Annotated in this window: 19 protein-coding genes; 5 read left to right on the top strand and 14 right to left on the bottom strand. The window is 44.3% G+C overall.

The annotated features are described in order from the left end of the window. Positions 1-74: 74 nt before the first annotated feature. The 4 genes from L4C44_RS01800 to L4C44_RS01785 form a co-directional block, all read right to left on the bottom strand. A complete protein-coding gene (locus L4C44_RS01800; RefSeq protein ID WP_146491302.1) occupies positions 75-512 on the bottom strand; it encodes a hypothetical protein in 438 nt (145 codons plus the stop codon). Next, positions 502-1,386, bottom strand: a complete 885-nt coding sequence (locus L4C44_RS01795) for a winged helix-turn-helix domain-containing protein (RefSeq protein ID WP_327783958.1) — start codon at positions 1,384-1,386, stop codon at positions 502-504. The genes L4C44_RS01800 and L4C44_RS01795 overlap by 11 nt, the downstream gene beginning before the upstream one ends. A 65-nt stretch (positions 1,387-1,451) precedes the next feature. Beyond that, positions 1,452-2,147, bottom strand: coding sequence for a hypothetical protein (locus L4C44_RS01790; RefSeq protein WP_146491304.1), 696 nt, complete (start codon positions 2,145-2,147; stop codon positions 1,452-1,454). A gap of 15 nt (positions 2,148-2,162) precedes the next feature. Further along, positions 2,163-2,519 carry an antibiotic biosynthesis monooxygenase family protein gene (locus L4C44_RS01785; RefSeq protein WP_428804221.1) on the bottom strand — a complete coding sequence of 119 codons (357 nt, stop codon included), beginning with the start codon at positions 2,517-2,519 and terminating at the stop codon, positions 2,163-2,165. A 472-nt stretch (positions 2,520-2,991) separates the two neighbouring features. On the opposite strand from L4C44_RS01785, the gene L4C44_RS01780 reads away from it, so the two are divergent. Beyond that, the gene (locus tag L4C44_RS01780; RefSeq protein WP_428804220.1) at positions 2,992-3,525 is read left to right on the top strand and encodes a hypothetical protein; all 534 of its coding nucleotides are present in this window, start codon (positions 2,992-2,994) and stop codon (positions 3,523-3,525) included. A 10-nt stretch (positions 3,526-3,535) separates the two neighbouring features. Further along, positions 3,536-5,227, top strand: coding sequence for an LruC domain-containing protein (locus tag L4C44_RS01775; protein WP_428804219.1), 1,692 nt, complete (start codon positions 3,536-3,538; stop codon positions 5,225-5,227). A gap of 143 nt (positions 5,228-5,370) precedes the next feature. Here L4C44_RS01775 and L4C44_RS01770 read toward each other — a convergent pair whose 3' ends face one another. Together L4C44_RS01770 and L4C44_RS01765 are read right to left on the bottom strand one after the other, a co-directional pair. Continuing rightward, on the bottom strand, positions 5,371-5,901 hold the full coding sequence (locus L4C44_RS01770; RefSeq protein WP_102321043.1) for a 3'-5' exonuclease: 531 nt from the start codon (positions 5,899-5,901) through the stop codon (positions 5,371-5,373). An 87-nt stretch (positions 5,902-5,988) separates the two neighbouring features. Beyond that, positions 5,989-7,527, bottom strand: a complete 1,539-nt coding sequence (locus L4C44_RS01765; RefSeq protein ID WP_327783960.1) for a sensor domain-containing diguanylate cyclase — start codon at positions 7,525-7,527, stop codon at positions 5,989-5,991. A gap of 348 nt (positions 7,528-7,875) precedes the next feature. Between L4C44_RS01765 and L4C44_RS01760 the strand changes: the two genes are divergently transcribed. The 3 genes from L4C44_RS01760 (at position 7,876) to L4C44_RS01750 (ending at position 13,477) form a co-directional block, all read left to right on the top strand. Continuing rightward, a complete protein-coding gene (locus tag L4C44_RS01760; RefSeq protein WP_146491307.1) occupies positions 7,876-8,508 on the top strand; it encodes a DUF2760 domain-containing protein in 633 nt (210 codons plus the stop codon). Next, positions 8,508-10,484, top strand: a complete 1,977-nt coding sequence (locus L4C44_RS01755) for an Hsp70 family protein (RefSeq protein ID WP_428804218.1) — start codon at positions 8,508-8,510, stop codon at positions 10,482-10,484. Before L4C44_RS01760 ends, L4C44_RS01755 begins: the two co-directional genes overlap by 1 nt. A 152-nt stretch (positions 10,485-10,636) precedes the next feature. Further along, the gene (locus tag L4C44_RS01750) at positions 10,637-13,477 is read left to right on the top strand and encodes an Hsp70 family protein (RefSeq protein WP_428804217.1); all 2,841 of its coding nucleotides are present in this window, start codon (positions 10,637-10,639) and stop codon (positions 13,475-13,477) included. A gap of 155 nt (positions 13,478-13,632) precedes the next feature. Here the strand turns inward: L4C44_RS01750 and L4C44_RS01745 are convergent, their stop codons facing one another. From L4C44_RS01745 to L4C44_RS01710, 8 genes are all read right to left on the bottom strand, one after another. Continuing rightward, complete coding sequence (locus L4C44_RS01745) at positions 13,633-13,848, bottom strand: hypothetical protein (RefSeq protein WP_012604204.1); 216 nt, start codon at positions 13,846-13,848, stop codon at positions 13,633-13,635. Between the two features lie 236 nt (positions 13,849-14,084). Then, positions 14,085-14,558: a DUF2947 domain-containing protein gene (locus tag L4C44_RS01740; protein ID WP_048664809.1), complete on the bottom strand. Its 474-nt coding sequence runs from the start codon at positions 14,556-14,558 to the stop codon at positions 14,085-14,087. Between the two features lie 140 nt (positions 14,559-14,698). Continuing rightward, complete coding sequence (gene rimJ, locus L4C44_RS01735; RefSeq protein WP_428804216.1) at positions 14,699-15,286, bottom strand: ribosomal protein S5-alanine N-acetyltransferase; 588 nt, start codon at positions 15,284-15,286, stop codon at positions 14,699-14,701. Positions 15,287-15,304: 18 nt separating this feature from the next. After that, positions 15,305-16,849 carry a transcriptional regulator TyrR gene (gene tyrR / locus L4C44_RS01730; protein ID WP_019822554.1) on the bottom strand — a complete coding sequence of 515 codons (1,545 nt, stop codon included), beginning with the start codon at positions 16,847-16,849 and terminating at the stop codon, positions 15,305-15,307. Positions 16,850-16,972: 123 nt separating this feature from the next. After that, on the bottom strand, positions 16,973-18,025 hold the full coding sequence (locus L4C44_RS01725) for a YcjF family protein (RefSeq protein WP_285954029.1): 1,053 nt from the start codon (positions 18,023-18,025) through the stop codon (positions 16,973-16,975). A gap of 14 nt (positions 18,026-18,039) precedes the next feature. After that, entirely contained in the window at positions 18,040-19,413 is a 1,374-nt protein-coding gene (locus L4C44_RS01720) for a YcjX family GTP-binding protein (RefSeq protein ID WP_285954028.1), read from the bottom strand. Between the two features lie 211 nt (positions 19,414-19,624). Further along, the gene (locus L4C44_RS01715; RefSeq protein WP_004734731.1) at positions 19,625-19,810 is read right to left on the bottom strand and encodes a hypothetical protein; all 186 of its coding nucleotides are present in this window, start codon (positions 19,808-19,810) and stop codon (positions 19,625-19,627) included. Positions 19,811-19,974: 164 nt separating this feature from the next. Continuing rightward, positions 19,975-21,492, bottom strand: a complete 1,518-nt coding sequence (locus L4C44_RS01710) for a fumarate hydratase (protein ID WP_428804215.1) — start codon at positions 21,490-21,492, stop codon at positions 19,975-19,977. Between the last annotated feature and the right edge of the window lie 212 nt (positions 21,493-21,704).

Below are 21,704 nucleotides of genomic sequence, written 5' to 3'. Positions count from 1 at the left end.
CTGCTGTTGATTGTTAGTAACGCCCCATTCCAAAAACCTGTCCTAATTAAGCGCTTAGCTTGTCGCATCACCAATTAGCGCATTGCCTTCCCATAGAGAATGCCGTTGAGCTCTAGGATCGTACCGTCTTTCGTAATGTAAGCGCCTCGTTGATCGGATATCAAAACACTGCGCTTATTGTCATGGTGCTTGATAAACAGATTTTTAACGTTGAAGGTTTGGTCTCCGTGGGCTTGGTGCTGTTCAAGCTGATAGAAGTAATAGTGATTGCCCCAACGTAGGAACACACCAAACAACTGCTTGGTTTGCACGACTCGTCCATTTCGGTCATAGCCGACATAGCGCATTTTTGAGCGTCCATTATTTAGCTCAAGGGTCAAAACCTCCCAACCATAATTCTCGTACTGGCTTTCAAACTGATACGAACCTTTGGTCGCTACTCCAGAGACTAAACCAAACGCCAAGATCACAAATACGGTTACAACAATCGGCAGCCAAAAGTTACGCTTCATCTGCAGTTCCTTCTACCTTTACACCCTCTTTCTGGCCTTGTGAACAGCGCCCAAACTTGAAATCTGCACTAATGTCGTGCCAACCACTTTCGTCTAGCACCACCACTTGCATACCACCACACTCGATACCCATGCGGTGGAGATAGATCGCCTCTACGCCCGGCTTCGCAAGTGAAGTTAAGTCTTCCACCAGCTCTTGTTCTAGCTCGACGCTATCATGGTATACGTCGACACCCTTGATGGAAGCTCTTTCCATAAACAACCCAAGATAAGACAGGATAATAACTATAAACAGACTTACCGCGAGTCCACTAATAAGCGGGATAAACTTAGAAGATGCTTGCTTGCCTTGTGCCTGAACATTCTCTGATAGCCCTTGAGTGTCAGCGACTTCGTTTAAATCAGAAGCTGATTTTGACTCCAGCACAGTGGATTCCGAGCAAGTAGAACCTTCCTGTTCACCCAAACTGGCAGATTGGGGGATGCACTTGTCTTGTTCGGCAAGGTTTTCAGATACAATATTGCGCTCAAGAGCGGTACCGCTATCTGGTTCGACACTGTTCTCCGGAGCAACAAAACAGTAGCCTTCCTTTTGTACAGTAATTACTTTGCAGTCGGACCCTACTTCTTTGAGAGCACTGCGAACATTTTTGATTGCGACATTCAGAGAGCTGTTAGTAACAATGCGCCCCGGCCAACAATGCGTTAAAAGGAATTCACGACCTAAAGTTTGTGAACAGTTGTCCATTAAATGCTTTAAAAGCAGGCACTCAGATGGCGACAATGTCACGACTTTATTCAATGACGGGTTAATCAATGTACGGTCATCAAGTTCAATAACCAAATCATACTCTTGTAATTTATTATTATTCATAAGGTGAGTTAACACTGTTAATAATCTCACCTTAGAATAACACGAGGGTTTACATTAATTCAAAATCACAGGGATAATTTAAAGCCCAATTCACTGACATTGACGCTAGCGAAGCCTAATTTAACGGCGTTAAGTTCACTTGCAATATCAAGAGCATGTTGCTCATCCTTGGCCAGTACCGCGATAGAATATATTGGTCGAATCATCGCTATCTGATTTGGCTTTGACTCGGCAATAGACTGATTTTTTATATAAGCCGAAGTAATCACACCTTGAGTGCTCCAATCGACCACTTTTTGCAAATCAACGCTAATAATTTTATCTACCAGCATTTGATCTTCTGGCTCTTTCCAAGTCAACTCAATCGCGTAGTTTTTAAAAGCAACTTGAGTGTCTAGCCATTTACTTCCGATGTCTCTTACTTCTGTTATTTCAGCTAGCTCTTTAAATTGAAAAGGAAGATTTCCAATAACGCGTCTTACTTCCTCTTCACTATCAGCTTCCATTACAAATTTAATTATTGGAAACTGCTTTTCGCCAATAAAGCTTTCAGAAACAAACATATCGTGAATTAAGCCAGCATCAATTAAATTAGCAAATGCTTTTTTCTGCTGAGGCATCACCTCAAATACCGCTTGAGCATCATCGGTTTTCCAAGCCACTGACACGCCGTATGCCGCAGCATGACTATAGCTAGAGAATAAAATCGCTGAAAATAGAAAGCTAAAAATAGCTAAAAAGGTTCCTTGAATTGTTTTCATTATGTGCTTTCCTAATTAGTCGCGAATAATTTCATACAAGTTAGGGTCAGCAGAAACCCCTTCGATTTTTAAAGGTGGTAGCTCTTTTCTCATCACTTGTATTGCATCATGGAATTGCTTCTTACTCTCCCATTCAGCGACATTGATAAAGCGGTATGTCGCGTCCGAACTTAAAGAGCGGTGCAATTTAGTGGATATATATCCGGGTTGCTTCACCAATACATCTCGCGCATCTTCCCAATACGTTAATGTCGCAGCTTCATGGGCTGGCTCGACTGAAAAAGTGTTTATCAATACAACGGGTTGTGACGAAACCAACGCACTTACGCTTAGCGCCCCCAGTGCCAATCCATACTTAATAATGTTGTTCATCCTATTCTCCTTGTTTTGGGTGAGCTAACGCTACCACCTAGCCCTACCCAATCAAGGCTACAACCTGCGATTTAATATTAATTAAAAAGCTAAATTTCAAACCAATATTATTCACTCGTTAAATAAGCGATGTAACCATTTACTATTGACAAACCACTTGCTATATGAGTTTTCTTTGGATAGTAATTTTCCTCCTCTTCGACACATAAGACGAAATTTAAGTCAGCCCACAAACCGAACCTCGCCCCATTTAACTAATTTTTGAGCCCAACTAACTCAATAGGCTGTCACCCTTGCCCAACTCTTTCGCCATATGGTGTAGTTTGCTCAAATTGATTCTCTTTTTGAAAAAAGACAGATATTTCTGAGTACATGCACCTGATTTTTAAAAAAATAATATTAAATCAGTCACTTAAAAGTGGCACAAGACTTGCTTTTACATTATGCAACTAATTAAATAAGGATATTGAAAATGAAAGCACTGATCCCCTTGATATTAACAATGTCATTAAGTACTTCGTTAACTGGTTGTGGAGGTGGCGGAGGTGGCGGAGGAAGCACCAGTGGTGGAAACTCTTCATCGAGTGAGCAACCAGACCCGGAAACGACTACGGTCAATGACTCTACCTCTCCAGCTACAGTTGATTCATTCAGAGATATAGTGGTACCGGATAACTTTGAATGGAGTAGCGTCGAAACGCTTGAAATTGCAGTAAATGTCGTCAGTAGTTTTTCCACGACCAACGGAGAACCACAAAATATTCGCGGCTCTCACATTATCAAACTGTTTAGCACTTCGAACTCATCGACTGACTCTAACCCTTTCTACACAGGCATCTCAAACAAGGACGGACAACTCGCCAATAAGTTCTCAATCCCTAGTCACTGGCAAAGCATCACCATAATTGCCCTTGTTAAAGACTTAGAATGCACGTCAACATACGATTTAGATGAGCTTACATCAAATCTGTTGGTTTCATGTGACATCAATTTGGATAAAGATTAAGGGTAGAGATATGAATAATATAACAAAGTCACTCATCTTAGTCGGTACATTCGCGGTCAGCTCTTTTTCTCAACTCGTTTTTTCTGCCGCTTCCGAAAACTCTTCTACTACAAATGGCGACGGCTCGATTACCGTCACTCAAAAGATCGACAACAATAGTACATCTCCACACTACAGTGCTCCGAATAACAACAAATATGGGTTTGGCAAATACAGTCGTCACAATCAAGATTACTCATGGCAGCACGATATTACTGTGCCTAGTGGTTCTCAGATCACCGCTGCAACCCTCACCATTTACGCTTATGATGTCGATTCAGAAGCTCACCACGGAGAAAACGGTGAGTATGATAGTGTATCGGTCGACGGAGCAATGTTAACGCCAGGCTTTTTGCAAGGGACGAATGGAAACTGGTCAACGACGGTGTTTGATTTGCCTAGCTCTTCCCTTGATGACGGGCTTGTCGACGTAGACTTAGATATTGATGTCAACAAAGATGGCTGGTATACCACCCTCTCCTATAGCCTAATCAGCGTCACCTACACGGCAATAGCTAACAACCCACCGTATACACCGACCTTAGAAAGAAGCACAGGGCTAGGCGCTGCTCATGATCTTATTGTTAGCGTTACAGGTCCAACGCCCAGCGACCCAGATTCAGATTCTGTCACCTACAGCTACCGCTGGTTTGTCGATGTTGGGCAAGGCTTCTATGTTGATGATGAATTTGTTGGTAAAAACAACAATAGTGACGCAACGTTACCCGCTAGCCAAACTGTTGCTGGTGAGCTGTGGAAGGTTCAAGTTACCGCTATCGACTCAAATGGGTTAATCAGTGATATTGCAGAAATAGCATGGCCGGAAATCGGTGATACGGATGGAGATGGCATTGCTGATATACATGATTATGCGCCGAGCGATCCAACTATCGCGTTTTACAGCCGAACGCCAACTTCTGGTTGGTATACTTTGAGCTTTGAAGACCTATGGCCTTATGAAGGCGACTATGACCTAAATGACTTCGTTACCCACTACGCTTATGGTACTTACACTGATGCGAACAATCAGATCACGCGCTTCGACTACTATGGTCAAGCTATTGCTAGAGGAGCTGCGCAAGATAACAGTTTTGCTATTTCATTATCAGGGTTAGAGGCATCCAATATAGGCACATTGACAAAAACCTATGATGGTTCGACTGAGGATTTAACACCCGAAAATGGACACTCTGGAGAGTTAGTTTTTGTGGTCATTGAAAGCATTAATGAAATGCTACCCAACGCGACAGGGTATGAGTTCTACAATACTGAAACCGGAGACAATAGAGATCTCGTTGAATATAGTGTATCACTGGTCATTGATGGCTCGATTGAAAGTCTCACTGGCAAAAGCTTTAACCCTTTTATATTCAAAGCAAATAGTCGTGATAAAGAAGTTCATTTGATGAACTATCCGAACACAGACCTCGCCAATACGAACATGTTCGGTCAGGGTGATGATGATTCAAGTGTTGATAACAATGAGTACTACCAGACAAGTAACGGTTTACCTTGGGCGTTAGACATACCAGCATCTTGGTCTCACCCTATAGAGAGAAAAGATGCCTGTGCTGCTTACCCTAACATCGTGAACTGGGCGCAATCTGGAGGTGAGCAACACAACAACTGGTTCTCATCCCCTGTACACAGCAAAGTGTGGTAAATACAATTTAAAGAACAACTAACCTTTTAATAATAAAATAAAAAACCTCTATTTACCCAATGGAAAATAGAGGTTTTTTGTCGCTTATTCTTCAGATGATCTACTTGATCGCGGTGTTCAACCTACAATAGAAAAAGCAGGCACTAAAGCATCGTCAGCGCAAGCTTTGCCAAGTTATAAGCATCAACATAACCAGAGTGCTGACGGCCTTCCCACTCAATGTTTTTCGCTTCTTGAGCGGCGCGGTGACCAATGCGTTTGTCTTTCAATCGATTCTGAACTCGATAAAGCGTTGCGATATTCAAGAACTCACTGAACGGAGGCTCGATGCCTTTCTCGATACACTCTTTGTGTAAAATGAGGTCGTCACGTCCCCACGCTGCATAGATTTTTTTTGGACCACCGAAATTTTTAATCATCGACTTGATGACAGACTCTAATGGGCGTCCCTGCTTTTCGATTTTTCGAGGTGTAATGCCCGTTAACTCGGCACAGAATAGAGAGACTTCGTCTTTCTCTGGCTTAACGTAGTATTGTGCTCGCTTCACGATAGTGCCAGATGCTAGATCAATCTCAGCAAGACCTACTTCAATGATCTCACCTGTTGTTCCTACACCGTCTTCGCTCCAACAGCACATTTCCAAATCGAAACACACCACTCGATTGTGATTCATACGTCGCCTAATTCTCTCGTCAAAAATTTCGTGAAATTGTACATGAGCCTAATAAAGAACTCGACCCTAGTCGCACTAAGTGCTCATTTAGCCTGCAATTGTGACGCGATCTCGACCATTTAACTTACTTTGATAGAGCATACTGTCGGTTTTCTGAAGTATCTCTTCAATGTTTTCTGTCGAATGAATAGTTGCGCCAATACTCAACGTACAATTTAACTGTTGGCCTTTGTACTCACAATGAGAGTGGCTCACTGTACGAAGAATACATTCCAGGTATCGAGCTAACGATTCATGGTCTGATATGCTGGAAATGATACTGAATTCATCACCACCGAGACGGAACACATAATCGCCCTCCTTCAAGCTAACGGAGATAAGTTGAATCACATGAATCAACAAAGCATCACCCGCGGGGTGACCAAATTGGTCGTTGATGCCTTTAAATTTATCTACATCAAACCCAATCAAACTAAACGATTGACCAGATTCAGTGACCTTTTCTAACTCCTTGTTAAATGCACGTCGATTATAGACTTCAGTAAGGCTGTCATGGTTAGCTAAGAAGCGAAGTTCTTCGGTTCTTTCATCCAACATTTGATATAGACGTTCTTTTTCACGGATTTGCATATTCACGATATAAGCAAGTAGTAATGAAATGGTTGTACCAACCAACGCGATTCCTGTTAACACGAGATAACCATAAAAAGAGATACAAGAATCTATTTTGTAATCAATTTTCCAATCCCGATTGGTCAATTCAATGGTCTTAGTAATGTGATGCCCTGTCACACCTTCATACCCGGCGGTTTCAAATAGAATTGGGGAATCTTCGGCTTCAAATCCCGTGTCAGTAACACGAATGTAAACATCCATATCACCGACGGCAGAGGCTAACAGGTTCTCAAAGTAGTAAGTTGTGCGAACCACGCCAATCACAACACCAAGTAGGTTATCACTTTCGCCTTCAAACACAGGGTGATAAACCAGCATGCCTGTCTTAGGCGTATCTTGAGTTAGACCATCTTGAATCAGACGTACTTTGTCCGAGATATTCGCTTTACGTGTCTGTTTAATATTGTCTAAAACCAGCTTGAATCGCTCACGAGAGGAGTAGAAACCAAGAACGTTGTCGTTAGCTTCAGTATTGGGGTAGAGGTCACTAGCAATGAACGCTGGCTCGCCATCTAAAATGTAACCAAAGGACTTTGCTTCGTGTTTTGGAATAGTGAACAGTTGATAAGACGGGTATTTTTCTTTCATCTTAGCAGTGTGTTCGGCAATCTCGTCTGCCGGCACTTTTTGCATCCACTGCAAGCCGATTAAGCTTTTTGAGCCGTTTATAGTTTGCTGAGCAAAACGATCAAATTTATCCCAGTTTTCAGGTTCGTTAGAATAGAAAAAATTAGCCCCAGAGCCAATGTAAGCCACATCATTGCCGATAAACGCTTCCAAGCTCAGTGTCTGGTGAGTAGCAAAGCTATCCAGATTCATATTTAGCGCACGGTTTTGGTTGAGTGCGACTAATATAAAACACAACACAGTAATCAAAAAACTGATCGAAAACACGACCAATGGGAGAGTTCGTCTCTTCAACCCTGTTAGTGGGTCGGTGGTGTGAGGCATGTGGCTTCCAAATAGGCTCTGATGAGTTAAAAGTATATAACGGAAGGGAATCATGCTCCATTTAAGTTTGGTTTTAAAAATGACATAAAATAGGCATTGTTTACCGAACCCTTACATCGACGACCAATATTCGAACGAATCTCGACTAAATTTCAAGCTAACACGCCAAAAACCTACTTGATTAAAAACATTAAATACCACTCTTAGGCCTTGAATATGCTAGTATCCATCCATATTTATAGCTTGAAAGTGACCATTTCGGCTTCGTGCCACTGAGTTTCTTTCCAATCTGTATATTCCTTTGAACCGACGAATATACCGTTAAATCAATTTTAAAGAGAAATCACTATGATCGTTGATTTGAACCTAATTCCACAAACGTTTGATATGCTTCACGCAGGCCTAACTGCATCAAGCGTTTTACTACTGCTAATTGCTATTTCTCGTAAATCCAAAGTGGTTGAGAAAATCGTAGAAAAACCAGTAGAAAAGATCGTTGAAGTTGAAAAGCCAGTTGAGAAAATTGTCGAAGTAGAGAAAGTTGTCGAAGTTGAACGTGTTATCGAAAAAGTAGTAGAAGTTGAATCTAAGCTAGCAACAGCACCAACAGATTCAGCAATGCAATTACTGTCTATCATGCAGCAAGAAGCGCGCTTAATCGACTTCCTAAAAGAAGACCTAACGTCATTCTCTGATGAAGAAGTGGGCGCAGCGGCACGTGTTATTCACACTGGCGGCCAAAAAGTATTAGCAGATTACGTAACGCTTTCTCACATCCGCAACGAAGATGAAGAAACTCGTATCACTGTCGCAGAAGGTTTCAACCCACAAGAAATTCGCCTAACAGGCAACGTAACGGGCAATGCACCATTCAACGGCACACTGGTTCACAAAGGTTGGAAAGCAACTGATATGAACCTGCCAAAGCTTGCTGAGAACTACGATGCATCTGTGATTGCACCGGCAGAGGTGGAGCTATAATGGAACACCAAAGTCATTCAGCTCAAGAGCATTCACAAGCACTATCTTCTCAAGAGCAACATCAGGCACCTAAGTTCAGTGTTGGTATCGATTTAGGTACTACACATTGCGTTTTGTCTTACATCGACACAAACAATGAAGACGCTCGTGTAGAGGTGATGCCAATCCCTCAACTGACGGCGCCAGGTACAGTAGAAACTCGCAGCCAACTTGGCTCGTTCCTATACCAACCGCACGAACATGAAATGAATGCGGGCTCTCGCGTTCTTCCTTGGTCTTCTGAGCCTAAAGCTCTAGTGGGTGCAATTGCGCGTAACCTTGGTTCTAAAACCCCTATCCGTTTGGTAGCAAGTGCTAAATCTTGGCTATGCCACGGTGGTGTAAACCGTCGCGATGCATTCCTTCCTGCAGGTAGCCCAGAAGAAGTGGAAAAGGTATCTCCTCTTAAAACGACTGAACTATACCTTGAGCACCTTAAAGACGCATGGAACCACGCTAACCCAGAACACAAACTGGCAGACCAAGATGTTACGATCACGGTTCCGGCTTCGTTTGATCCTGCTGCTCGCGACCTAACAGCTGAAGCTGCACGTAATGTTGGTTTCACTCATCTAACGCTGTTAGAAGAGCCTCAAGCAGCACTTTACAGCTGGATTGATAACAGCAACGACACATGGCGTGATGAAGTAAACGTTGGTGACATCGTTCTTGTTGTCGATATCGGTGGTGGTACTACCGACCTTTCGTTAGTTGAAGTAACGCAAGACGACGGTAACCTGAGCCTGAACCGTATCGCTGTAGGTGAACATATCCTACTTGGCGGTGACAACATGGATTTAGCTCTGGCTTATCGCTTGAAGATGAAACTGGCTCAAGAAGGCAAAGAGCTGGCTCCTTGGCAGGTTCAAGCAATGACTCACGCATGTCGTGATGCGAAAGAAGCACTGCTAAACGATGCTGAACTGCAATCTGTACCAATCGTAGTACCTAGCCGTGGTTCTAAACTGCTTGGCGCGACGCTGAAAACAGAACTGACTCAGCAAGAAGTACAACAGACATTGGTTGATGGCTTCTTCCCTAAAGTTGCTGTAACTGAGCACCCTGTACAAAAGACGCGCGGCGCACTGACTCAAATGGGTCTGCCTTACGCTCAAGATGCAGGTATTACCCGTCACATTGCTGCGTTCCTTTCTAAGCAAGCTAACGCGCTTTCTGGAAACAGCGAAGCCGCTCAACAAGATTTCAACCCGTTTGCAAACATGCCCGGTATGCCCGGTACAGAAGCGCAAGGGTCAGAAGCGCCAGCGGCTGATTTCATCAAGCCAACAGCAATCCTGTTCAACGGTGGTGTTCTAAAATCTAACCTACTTGCTGATCGTCTTTCAGACACGATCAACGAGTGGTTGATCAACGCTGACGCTGAATTTGCGAAGCAACTTTCAGGTTTGGATCTAGACCTTGCGGTTGCAAGTGGTGCTTCTTACTACGGCGCAGTACGTCGTGGTCAAGGTGTTCGTATCCGTGGCGGTATTGCATCTTCTTACTACGTAGGAATTGAAAGCGCGATGCCAGCAATCCCAGGTATGGCTCCTCCAATGGAAGCACTGTGTGTTGCACCGTTTGGTATGGAAGAAGGTTCAAGCGTTCAAGTACCTAGCCAAGAGTTCGGTCTAGTGATTGGTCAGCCTGTTCACTTCCAATTCTTCGGTTCAACAACTCGCCGTGAAGATGAAGCCGGTACACACCTTGATCACTGGGCACCAGAAGAGCTAGACGAGCTTCCTGAAATCCAAGTGACACTGCCTGTTTCTGAAGGCCGTCGCGAAGGTGAAGTGGTTCCGGTTACTTTGGCTTCTCGCGTTACTGAGCTGGGTACTCTATACCTAGAAGCAATTGCCACTGACAACGGTCAGAAATGGCACGTTGAGTTCGACGTTCGTGAAGATTCGAACAACGACTCAAACGAACAAGCATAATGAATCAACGGCACCTTAGCGGGTGCCGTTATTTTATCAATACCGTTCCAACCCAGTTCTGCCTGTTTCTCAGGAACGACGTATACGAATAACAACAATAAGACCAAAGCTATCAACACACTGGTCATCACTCTGGAAGAATAAGGTTTTGTATGGCAACTCCTCGTTTTTTAGTCGGCATTGACTTAGGCACAACGAATACGGTTGTCGCTTACTGTGAAATCAACGACGACCTACAACATGCTCCCGTTTCTCTTTTCGATATTGACCAACTCATCGGCCCCGGTGAAGTGGTTCGCAAGCCTCTACTTCCATCATTTCGTTACCACCCAGCACAAGGTCAAATCTCCCCTTCTGACCTGACGATGCCGTGGGAACCAAGCCCAGTTGAAGGCGATATCAAAAATGTTATCGTCGGTGAATGGGCGCGTGAATTGGGCGCTAAGGTTGAAGGCCGCCAAGTATCAAGTGCGAAGAGTTGGTTATCACACCAAGCGGTTGATCGTAGCTCAGACATCCTCCCTTGGGCTGGCGCAGCTGATGTCGATAAAGTATCGCCGGTTGTCGCGAGTGCGAGCTACCTGAATCACATTCGCCAAGCATGGAACTACCGTAATCCTAGCAATAAGCTTGAAGACCAAGATGTTGTGGTTACCGTTCCCGCTTCATTCGATGAGACAGCACATAAACTAACACTCGAAGCAGCAGAACTAGCAGGCTTAGGTAAGATTCTGTTACTCGAAGAGCCGCAAGCCGTTTGTTATGACTGGTATGCACGTCACCAACAAACCGCAGCAGATGAACTTCAACAGATCCCACTGATTCTAGTGTGTGATGTTGGTGGCGGTACCACCGACTTGAGCTTAATTGAAGCCAAGTTCGATGCGAATAGCGACGGTAATAACGAGCTCGCACTCGACCGTATCGGCGTTGGCGAACACTTGATGCTCGGTGGTGACAACCTCGACTTAGCACTTGCTCACCTTGCTGAGCAACGCTTCAATCAAAACAAAAAGCTGAATGCCTCTAGCCTAACCAAACTGATTCAGCAGACTCGCGCTGCAAAAGAGAGCCTGCTTTCTGCCAATGCACCAGATGATGTGAAGATCACCATGCTAGGTAGCGGTTCTAAACTACTTGGCGGAACTAAGAGTATTGGTTTAACCAAACAAGAAGTTCATCAAATCGCATTGGAAGGTTTCTTCCCGCTTTCTGAGTTTACAGAAGTGCCAGACAAACGCCGCAGTGCTGTTGTTGAATTTGGCCTGCCTTACGTGGCTGACCCTGCGGTGAGTAAGCATGTGGCAGAATTCCTAGCAACTCACCAACAAGTGTCTAAAGCCGCTCTGGAAAACTCAGACTCGATTGAGTTCGATGACACCAAACCTGCAATTCCCGTTGGCGTACTACTCAATGGTGGTGTGTTCAACAGTGAATTGGTCACTGAGCGAATCACTCAGCTACTGGGCAACTGGAACGGTTCTCCAATCACAGTGCTTGATAACCCTCATCCAGATTGGTCTGTTGCCCTTGGCGCGGTTGCCTTTGGTAAAGCCCGCCGTGGCGCGCAACTGAAAATCGGTGGCGGTGCCGCTCGTTCTTACTTCTTGCATCTACAAGAGAAGAACAAGATGGGCAAAGCACTTTGTCTGCTTGCCAAGGGGACTGAGGAAGGACAAGAGATACGCTTAAACAGCCGTCGTTTCTCGCTGACTTTAGGTGAGCCAGTACGATTTAATCTACTGACTTCAACACACGATCAAATTGCTCACGACACCGCCATTCAAAACGGCGTGATGGTCAATGTGGATGCCGATTTGTTCTCTCCTCTTCCACCTTATATTTCGACCTTGGAAGGCTCAGGTACTGCAGAGCTTCAAGCCAACCAAAAAGAACGCGTCGAAGTTTTACTCGCTTGTCAGTTAACAGAAGTCGGCACACTGAAAATGGAGTGTGTAAGTACAGAAGATGACTCTAAGCGTTGGTTGCTCGAGTTTGAAGTGAGAAACAAGCAAGGCGATGAATCTGATGCCTCCACACTTCATCCAAGATTGGAAGAGTGCAAGGAGTTGATTTCTCGCCTCTACAGTGGCAACAAAAAGAGTGCTGAATCGAAAGAGATCAAGACACTATCTAAAGATCTTGAGAAGCGACTAGGTAAACGCGATGAATGGGACTTCACGACCCTTCGTCACCTGTTTGATAGCTTCTCATTAGGTCGTAAGCGTCGCCGCCGCTCAGAAGCACACGAGAAGAACTGGCTGCGTTTGGCGGGATACTCGCTACGTCCTGGCTTTGGCGATCCGACTGACTCATGGCGTATCGAACAAATTTGGGGCCTTTACCAACAGAACATTCAGTTTAAGAACCATCAAGGTTGGACGGACTGGTGGGTATTCTGGCGTCGTGTCGCTGGTGGACTAAACCAAGAGCAGCAAGAAAGTATCTTGGCAGACATCGCTAAGTACCTTCACCCAGGTGCAATGAAGAACCCCAAAACAGCCAAAGATGCGCAAGACAATGGTTATGAAGCTATGGTTCGTTTAGCGGCGTCGCTTGAGCAACTTGAGGTTGAAGACAAAGTACTGCTGGCAAGTTGGTTCTTAAGCAAAGCGATTAATCATAACCAATTTGAACAAGCGCACTGGTGGGCGCTAGGTCGATTAGCATCAAGAACACCTTTGTATGGTAGCCAACACAGCGTGATTCCTAGAGAACAAGCTGAACAGTGGTTACCGAAACTGCTTGAACAGAACTGGCATAAAGAGCAAATGATCGCCTTTGCAGCGGTGATGATTTGTCGTAAAACCGGTGACCGTCAGTTTGATATCTCTGACGACTATCGCAATCAAGTGATTGAGAAGCTCAAGCAAAGCAAGGTGCCAGAGTCTTGGTTAACGCTAGTGAGTGAAGTAACAGAGCTTTCTGAGAACGAGTCTAAGCGTGTGTTTGGTGATGCGTTACCAAGTGGATTAAGCCTGATTAATAACTAGTTTTAAAACTCGTTATTTTGAGTGCTGACTAGTAAAGAAAAAGCCACTTTCGATTCGTTGAAAGTGGCTTTTTTATTGGTAGGTTAAGGCTGGTATGTGTCGTTGATAGTCAGCTTTGGGGTTAAGAGCCTTAGCCGTATTGCAGTTAATCATTGTTAATGTTTAGTTCCAGTTGGGTTGATAGGAAAATCCGTATTCTCATAAATGTCAGATAGTTTTTTCGGTTTCTTCTCTTTAGCTCCTTTATTTGATTGATTATGAGTTTCGCTTAAAAGCCATTCCTCATGCATTTTTGCTGAATCCAAAAACTCTGGATCTTCCATTGCTTCCTTGCGAAGTTTATTTACACGTTCGAGAGTATCCCAAATCATAATACTTCACCTCCACTAAGGCAGTACTATAAATATAGTTAATAGAGACAAAACCTCAACGTTACCAATGAGATAGAGATCTCAATTTTGGAATTTTATTGTTTTAACGCAACTACAGACACCACGAAAAACAAGTTGCAAAACAGATTACGTTATCGACGATCCTCAGCGATCATCAGGCACAAAAAAGCGAGCTCTAGGCTCGCTTTTCTATAGCTTTTAACTCGTTCTACAGCTTATGCTCGGTTCCCGATTTTCACAGTACCGTTTGTTGCAAACCAAAGTGCTTCTGAACGACGGCGACCTAATAAAATTGGGCCGTCATCGTAGAACAAAAAGTTTTTCCAATGCTTCTTGAAAATCGCCCATTTGGTTTCAAGAACATTGTATTTTTCGTAACAAAAATAAACAGTTACATCATCTTGCCAATCGATAAAATTAAGAATCTCTTCTGGCATTTCAGGCTCATCCGCTTCCCAATGCGCCATCCAGCTGATCTCTTCATTCCAGTTCGATGCTTTGCTTGGCCAGTCTTGTGAGCTTAGGCGTTCTGCATCTGGGCTTTGAGGGCTCACGTTCTCTTTCCAGAACTGAGATGCTCTCGCCTGTGTCATTGGTTTAATCTTTTCCAAGTCCTCAGCTGGCAGTGGCATTGACTGGTGAGTAAAAATCCATTTTCTTTGGTATTCGTCCAAAGTTGTGTATGACATCAAAATTCCTCAAATATCTTCTCAGGCTGATGGATCTACCATGCCTATATGTTCTTTTTTGATACAGCGGCGATGTCTTATCGCTTGATATTCGCTGCCTTTAAATTCGTTGTTAGCTTGTGCGCTTAAATACTATTTATTTAAACATTACGTTTGTCTTCCCAGTTTGGGTTAACTAACGCGGTCAGTACATGGTCTTCCCATTTACCGTTAATCTGTAGGTAGTCTTTGGCAAAGCCTTCTCGAACAAAACCAAGATGTTCCAATACGCTCGCACTGCGTTCATTGTGAGGCATATAGCCCGCCATTAAGCGGTGCATGTTCTGCACATCAAACATGTAGTCTTTGGCCATATTCAAGCCTCTGCGCATGTAACCGTGGCCTTGTGCACTTTGAGCCAATGAGTAGCCAACGTTACACGCGTAGAACGGGAAACGGGACAAATTACTGAACGAGATAGTCCCTAACATTTCGTTAGAGTCCGCATTAATCAATAAACAGTAGTAGCCAAGCCCCATTTTATGAAGCTCATTGAGCTTAATTAGGCGCTGCGCCCAGCCTGTTCTATCAAAAAACGCATCTTCGCGAATCGGTTCCCAAGGCTTAAGGTACTCTCGGTTAGTTTGAAAGTACTCGCTGATCATGTTCGCATCGTCTATCTCAGCGGTGCGTAGAATCAGGTTTCCATCACGCTTATAAATGCGTTCTGGTGTGCTCAAATCTTCCATAATCTTGTTCTTATTTGATCAGTTCTTTCTGATACCGTAATCGCGCAGTTTGTTGGCAATTGAGGTGTGAGAAACATTCAAGCGTTTTGCTAGTTTACGGCTTGATGGGAAGGACTGATAAAGCTTCTCTAGAATCTGAGATTCATAGTCTTTCATGATCTCATCTAGAGAACCATCTAAGCTTAAGTTCGCCATTCCTGCTGTCATGGTTTCAAGCTGTGGTAAGTGGAATTGCTCAACCGTTAGCGTGTCTGAATCTAACTCTGTTAGTGCTCGTAGAACCATGTTATCTAACTGACGAATGTTGCCCGGCCATTGGTAATTACCAAGCTGGTCGATTAACTCTTGAGTCAGTTTTGGTTTTAACATGCCTAACTGCTGCGCGTATTTCGCAACGAACAGTTCCAACAGCGGCGCTACGTCGTTAGATCGTTCACGCAGTGCTGGAATAGACAAAGTCAGTACATTCAAGCGATAGAACAAATCTTCACGGAACGAACCCGAGTCTGCTAATTCAGAAAGACGATGACGCGTTGATGCAATAATACGAACATCAGCGTGCATCTCTTCTTCTTCACCAACACGACGGAATGAACCATCTTGCAAGAAACGCAGCAGTTTGATTTGTAGATGCGGGCTCATTTCGCCAATTTCATCTAAGAATACGGTACCGCCATTCGCTTGCTCGAAAATACCTTTATGTCCTTGCTCATGGTTAAATGAACCCGGCGCATGACCAAACAATTCCGTTTCCGCTACGTCATCAGGCATCGATGCACAGCTTAGAATCAAGAAAGGGAAAGACGATCGATTTGAACGGTTATGACACGCTTTCGCCAACATCTCTTTGCCTGTACCTGTATCGCCTTCAATTAATAGAGGCTGATCCAGCATAGCCAATTTCTTAGCTTGGCTGATCAAGGCTTTATGGCGATTAGAGACACCAACAAAGTGTTCGAAACCTAGGTTGTTCTGTTCTGGGATTGAATCTGGCGAGTTCATCTCTTGGTTACAAGAACGAATCGTCATTACTGCGCTCGCCAGTACCGCTTCGTTGACATCACCACCAAGGTAAATCGGCAGGATCTCAATAGAGAAATCTAAACCATCCAACACGACAACTTCACGATGGCGCGTTACATCACCTTCGATCCAGCGAGCAAAGTTAAAGCTAGGAACAAACGTCGCTAGTGGTTCACCGATCACTTCGTCTTCTTGCTTGTTGAAGAGGTTCAACGCAGCGTGGTTAGCCATATCGACTGAGCCTTTAAGGTCAATCGCAATAACAGGGTCAGGTAGGTTTGCCAGCAGAGCAATCAGCTCGGTATTATGCCTTTCGCTTGGCATAAATTGGATTTTACGTACATCCTTCACACCTGAAATTCGGCGAATTTCAGCCATAAGTTCACTAAAAGCATCAAAATCGATATCAGGGCAGTTTAGGTAGATAATGCCTTTAACATCAATTTCGATTCCTCTTAAATCAATGCTTTTTGAGGCCAAGATATCGAGCAACTCACGCGTTAAGCCGAGTCTGTCTTCACACAATACTTCAAGACGCACAAATAGTCCTATTATAGGTGTCAGGATAAGTTGACAGTAGTGTGGATTAAGCTCTGAGTTCAGTCAAGAAGAAGAGTAAACATATGTTTACTCTTCTTCTCAAACTATTGAGCTTTCAATGCTTTATTTGAGAGTAATACGCTTTATTTCTAAAAGAACGGCTTTGCGGAGGTCTGCCAGTTTTACTTTTCGCTCGTTATGCCAAGGCATTGGGCGAAGCAATGTCATGGCTTTTAACCCTAATCGAGCAGTCAGAATACCGACACCTAAGCCCTGACCTGCTCGAGCTGAGACTTTACCAGCTAAGTCCATCGAGACGAGATCCATACTTGCGTCTATCGCGAGTTCACTCGCCCCTGCTGCTGCCATGTTGATTAATACCAACTTAAACAGCTTAATGCGAGACCAGTAGCCAAGCTCAATGCCATACACATCAGCAAGCTTATCTATCATAGTGAAATTACGCCACGCCACCAGCAACATATCAGCCGCCGCCAATGGACTCACTGCAACCAAAGCAGCCGATTCGGTTGAAAACTTAGTGACAATTTGAGTCGCCACTTTGTCTTGCTGGGCGACAACCAGAGCATCGTACATATCCAACACTTCAGCATCGCTGTGTGCTGGGTTAATGCTGTTTCGCCATTTATCGTAAGCTGGAGACTCAGCAATAATGCCGCCCTGCTTTGCGATGTTTTCACAGAACGCTTTACCCTTGCCGACACTTTGGCTTTGCAAGAGCTCTTCACTCTGCTCTTGCACACTAAAGTGATCTTTAAGCGAGCGCAGTTTCCATAGCTCTTTGCCTATTGCGCCTAAACCCAATGAAGCAATGGCAGCAATAAAGCCAGCCCAACCCAACGCAAGCCAATCGGCAGTTTGAATCGCGATTATGACCGAATCAATTGCCTGCCATCCAACTAGGCCAGAAAAAGCGACCAGTAAGCCCGTTCCAAACCACTTCTTCGTTTTGTTCGGTCGAATCACCTGTTCCAATTGCTGCTCAGCTTCACCATCAAGGTCAGTTTCCACTTGTGGTGCGACAGGTACAAATTTTTCTTGCTCTGTGAACAGTTGTTGAGCGCCTAAATCCGGGCCAACTTCGTTCTTATCTTGCTCATCAAAAGAGGTCTTCAACGGTTCATTAAAGACCTGCTTTGTTTTTAATTCACTCATTTTGATTGCCTCAATTACTTCAACTTGTCGCCAATGAGATACTCTAAAACCTTGTCGACTCTTAGGTGTTGGCAAGGCTCATCGGAATGTTGCTCCATCGGCCTAAAGCTCGTGAAATCAAACTGGTTGCTTTCCCAATACTGTTTATTGGGCAACTTACGCGGCACTTCTCCCGGATACATGGTTTGAGAGACATTATCCAAAGTCACACCTTGCAACGCCGGAACATTGTCTGAGCCCGACGAGATATAACCCGCACTGGTCGCTTGAATAGACGCGATACTCATACAACTCATGTCTATGTGTTCAAACGCCGCTTGTTGCCAAGCCGGATGCACCATCTGTTGTAACAGTGACACCAAGTTCGGATGTTGATCCGGTGTCACGTGGTCAGCTTTAGTGGCTGCAAACAAGATCTTGTCGATCTTCGGCGCGAATAAGCGTCTTAAGATATTGCTTCGACCGTACTTAAAGCTCTTCAATAACTGTTCAAGTGCACCACGCATATCCATAAAAGAGTCATAGCCCGCATTAAGTGGTTGCAAGCAATCCACCAACACGATTTGTCTGTCGAACGTCGCGAAGTGATTCTTGTAGAACGCTTTCACTACCTTCTGTTGATACTCTTCATAACGCGCTTTCAGTACCGCATAGTTACTTGTTTTTGAGAACTTACCCTCAGGTGCGATACACGGGAAGAATTGCAGCACAGGCGCGCCTTCAAGCTCACCGGGTAATACGAATCGACCCGGCTGTACCCAATGCAGTCCGTTACTTTTACAAGTATGAAGGTACTGGGTGTAGCTATCGGCAATCGCGACCAGTTTCTTTTCGTCCGCTTCTGCTAGCAAGTCGATATCACCACGCATTACGTTCCACTCTTGCGAGTAGGTTTCTCTATCCCCTTTCAACGCAGCGAATTGAGAATGACTCCAGGTTTCAAAATCCATATCCAGTAAGGGTAAATCAAGCAGCCATTCGCCTGGGTAATCGACAATATCGAGATAAAGGGTGCTGTTTTTACTCAGTAGTTTTTTTGCGCCCTTCGCTGGCTTATATTTGATAGCTAGACGAATCTCACTGACATCACGCGTTGGCACAGGCCATTCTGGTGGCTGTGCATTCAACGACTCCATCGCTTCATCATATGAGAAACGTGGAATCATCATGTTGTGTTGAGGGATCCGCTTTGCACCAATAATTCTTCCATCTCTCGCCGATGCAAGCAGTGGTAGGTTTTTATGGGTAGACGTATGAAGAAGCTGATTGACCAGCGAAGTAATGAATGCTGTCTTACCCGCACGAGAAAGCCCCGTGACCGCTACTCGAATATGAGAATCCGTTCCTCTGCTTATAAAGTCACTCATTTCTTGAGTTAGGTGTTTCATTTGAACGACTCCGTGATAATTAGGCTAGCTGATTATGATAATAGCGAGGCAAGCCTATGTTCTTTCCCAGATGGGATAGATTGTATGCTTATGCTTATACTTATACTTATGGTGATTAGTATGCAATACACATTCTTAATGCTAGATGAATAAAAGCCCCTGACTACATTCATAATCAGGGGCTTTAAAATTTTTGCACGATATCCGACGTTTAATCGTCTTCAATCAACTTGTAGATAACAAACAGTGCAATCTCTGCAATTAGCCAAAGCGCACAAGTAATCGTCACGTATTTATTATCAAAGATACTAATCCCTTTCAAGATCAGGTCGTAGCCAACAAAAGCACCAATCACCACTGCCAAGATAATCTGTAGGATCTGAATAAAACGAGGCATTCCTCTCTCCTATGTTCTTATATCAAACTATGTGTTTATCACTATATCATTGATAATATGACAAAAGTGCAGATAATGCTGCACTTTTGTCTTCAACTTTCTGTCAAAAATTGCAATTCAAACGCTGAAGTTAGCGACAATTACGATTTTTTGGCTTCGGTTAATTACGCCTTCTCAGCTTCAGCAATCTTCACTTTCCACGTGTCAGGGCCGATCTGGTGTGCGTTCACGCCGTTAGAGTCAACTGCTACCGTTACTGGCATATCTTCAACTTCAAACTCGTAAATCGCTTCCATACCGAGATCTTCAAACGCAACTACGCGTGCTTTTTTAATTGCTTTCGCGACTAAATAAGCTGCACCACCAACCGCCATTAGGTACACCGCTTTGTGTTCTTTGATTGATTCAACCGTTGCAGGACCACGTTCCGCTTTACCGATCATACCCATAATGCCAGTTTCGTTCAGCATCATGTCAGTGAACTTATCCATACGAGTAGACGTTGTTGGGCCAGCAGGACCTACCGCTTCATCACCTACTGCATCAACAGGGCCTACGTAGTAAATGAACTTACCTTTCAGGTCGACGCCTTCTGGTAAGCCTTCACCACTTTCTAGCATGCCTTGAATACGTTTATGAGCAGCATCACGACCTGTTAAGATCTTGCCAGATAGAAGAACCGTTTCGCCGGTCTTCCACTCTTGTACGTCTTCTTTAGTCACTTCATCAAGATTAACACGGCGTGTATTTGCGCCCGCTTCCCAAGTGATGTCTGGCCACTCTTCTAGCTTAGGTGGTGTTAGCTCTGCAGGGCCGCTACCGTCTAGTGTGAAGTGAACGTGACGCGTTGCTGCACAGTTCGGGATCAAACATACTGGTTTAGAGGCTGCATGCGTTGGCGCTGTTTTGATTTTGACGTCAACCACAGTCGTTAGACCGCCAAGACCTTGTGCACCAATACCCAGTTTGTTTACACGGTTGAAGATGTCTAAACGAAGCTCTTCTTCTGCGTTCTCTGGACCTTTCTCGATAAGCTCTTGGATATCGATGTGTTCCATCAAAGATTCTTTCGCTAGCACTGCTGCTTTCTCAGCTGTACCTCCGATGCCTATACCAAGCATACCCGGTGGACACCAGCCAGCGCCCATTGTTGGTAGCGTCTTCTCTACCCACTCTGCAATATCATCAGAAGGGTTCAGCATAACCATCTTGGTTTTGTTCTCAGAACCGCCGCCCTTTGCCGCGATTTGAATTTCAACTTTGTTGCCTGGAACCATATTAATGTGGACAACCGCTGGTGTGTTGTCTTTTGTATTAATACGCTTACCTGCAGGGTCCATTAGGACAGATGCACGCAATGGGTTATCTGGGTTGTTGTAAGCTTGACGAACGCCTTCATCAACCATCTGTTGTACTGTTTGATCCGTTTCCCACCTAACATCCATACCGATGTTCACGAAACAAGTAACAATACCCGTATCCTGACAAATTGGACGATGGCCTTCCGCAGACATGCGCGAGTTAATAAGAATCTGAGCGATAGCATCTTTTGCTGCTTGGCTCTCTTCTTTCTCGTACGCTTTTTCTAGGGCTTGGACAAAGTCTAAAGGGTGATAATAAGAAATGTACTGAAGTGCGTCAGCGACACTGCTGATCACATCTTGCTTACGAATAACCGTCATTGCATGCCTCTTTATTGTTCTGGTTCCATGTGGGTTCACAGCTTGGCTATATATGCCAAATCGAATTAGGTGGTTTAGCTTTTTATTGTGTTGAGCTGTATTTAGTTGCTTTAGCAATCGCTTGCATAGCTTTAAACTAAACCACTTGGATTACTCCGTTCTAATCAAGAACCCATTTTATTTTCAATTTATGATACTCTTGCTTCCTCTCA

Origin of the sequence: Vibrio satsumensis (assembly GCF_050337435.1) — a bacterium.
GTDB lineage: Bacteria > Pseudomonadota > Gammaproteobacteria > Enterobacterales > Vibrionaceae > Vibrio > Vibrio satsumensis.
This window is presented reverse-complemented; position numbering and strand designations above follow the sequence as displayed.

Excerpts from the sequence above, each read along its gene's own strand:
- L4C44_RS01725 (WP_285954029.1), bottom strand. The coding sequence starts at position 18,025 with ATGAGTGAATTAAAAACAAAGCAGGTCTTTAATGAACCGTTGAAGACC.
- L4C44_RS01740 (WP_048664809.1), bottom strand. The coding sequence starts at position 14,558 with ATGTCATACACAACTTTGGACGAATACCAAAGAAAATGGATTTTTACT.
- L4C44_RS01715 (WP_004734731.1), bottom strand. The coding sequence starts at position 19,810 with ATGCCTCGTTTTATTCAGATCCTACAGATTATCTTGGCAGTGGTGATT.
- L4C44_RS01755 (WP_428804218.1), top strand. The coding sequence starts at position 8,508 with ATGGAACACCAAAGTCATTCAGCTCAAGAGCATTCACAAGCACTATCT.
- L4C44_RS01745 (WP_012604204.1), bottom strand. The coding sequence starts at position 13,848 with ATGATTTGGGATACTCTCGAACGTGTAAATAAACTTCGCAAGGAAGCA.
- L4C44_RS01760 (WP_146491307.1), top strand. The coding sequence starts at position 7,876 with ATGATCGTTGATTTGAACCTAATTCCACAAACGTTTGATATGCTTCAC.
- L4C44_RS01775 (WP_428804219.1), top strand. The coding sequence starts at position 3,536 with ATGAATAATATAACAAAGTCACTCATCTTAGTCGGTACATTCGCGGTC.
- L4C44_RS01800 (WP_146491302.1), bottom strand. The coding sequence starts at position 512 with ATGAAGCGTAACTTTTGGCTGCCGATTGTTGTAACCGTATTTGTGATC.
- rimJ (WP_428804216.1), bottom strand. The coding sequence starts at position 15,286 with ATGGAAGATTTGAGCACACCAGAACGCATTTATAAGCGTGATGGAAAC.
- L4C44_RS01720 (WP_285954028.1), bottom strand. The coding sequence starts at position 19,413 with ATGAAACACCTAACTCAAGAAATGAGTGACTTTATAAGCAGAGGAACG.
- L4C44_RS01790 (WP_146491304.1), bottom strand. The coding sequence starts at position 2,147 with ATGAAAACAATTCAAGGAACCTTTTTAGCTATTTTTAGCTTTCTATTT.
- L4C44_RS01780 (WP_428804220.1), top strand. The coding sequence starts at position 2,992 with ATGAAAGCACTGATCCCCTTGATATTAACAATGTCATTAAGTACTTCG.
- L4C44_RS01770 (WP_102321043.1), bottom strand. The coding sequence starts at position 5,901 with ATGAATCACAATCGAGTGGTGTGTTTCGATTTGGAAATGTGCTGTTGG.
- L4C44_RS01710 (WP_428804215.1), bottom strand. The coding sequence starts at position 21,492 with ATGACGGTTATTCGTAAGCAAGATGTGATCAGCAGTGTCGCTGACGCA.
- L4C44_RS01795 (WP_327783958.1), bottom strand. The coding sequence starts at position 1,386 with ATGAATAATAATAAATTACAAGAGTATGATTTGGTTATTGAACTTGAT.
- L4C44_RS01765 (WP_327783960.1), bottom strand. The coding sequence starts at position 7,527 with ATGCCTCACACCACCGACCCACTAACAGGGTTGAAGAGACGAACTCTC.
- L4C44_RS01785 (WP_428804221.1), bottom strand. The coding sequence starts at position 2,519 with ATGAACAACATTATTAAGTATGGATTGGCACTGGGGGCGCTAAGCGTA.
- L4C44_RS01750 (WP_428804217.1), top strand. The coding sequence starts at position 10,637 with ATGGCAACTCCTCGTTTTTTAGTCGGCATTGACTTAGGCACAACGAAT.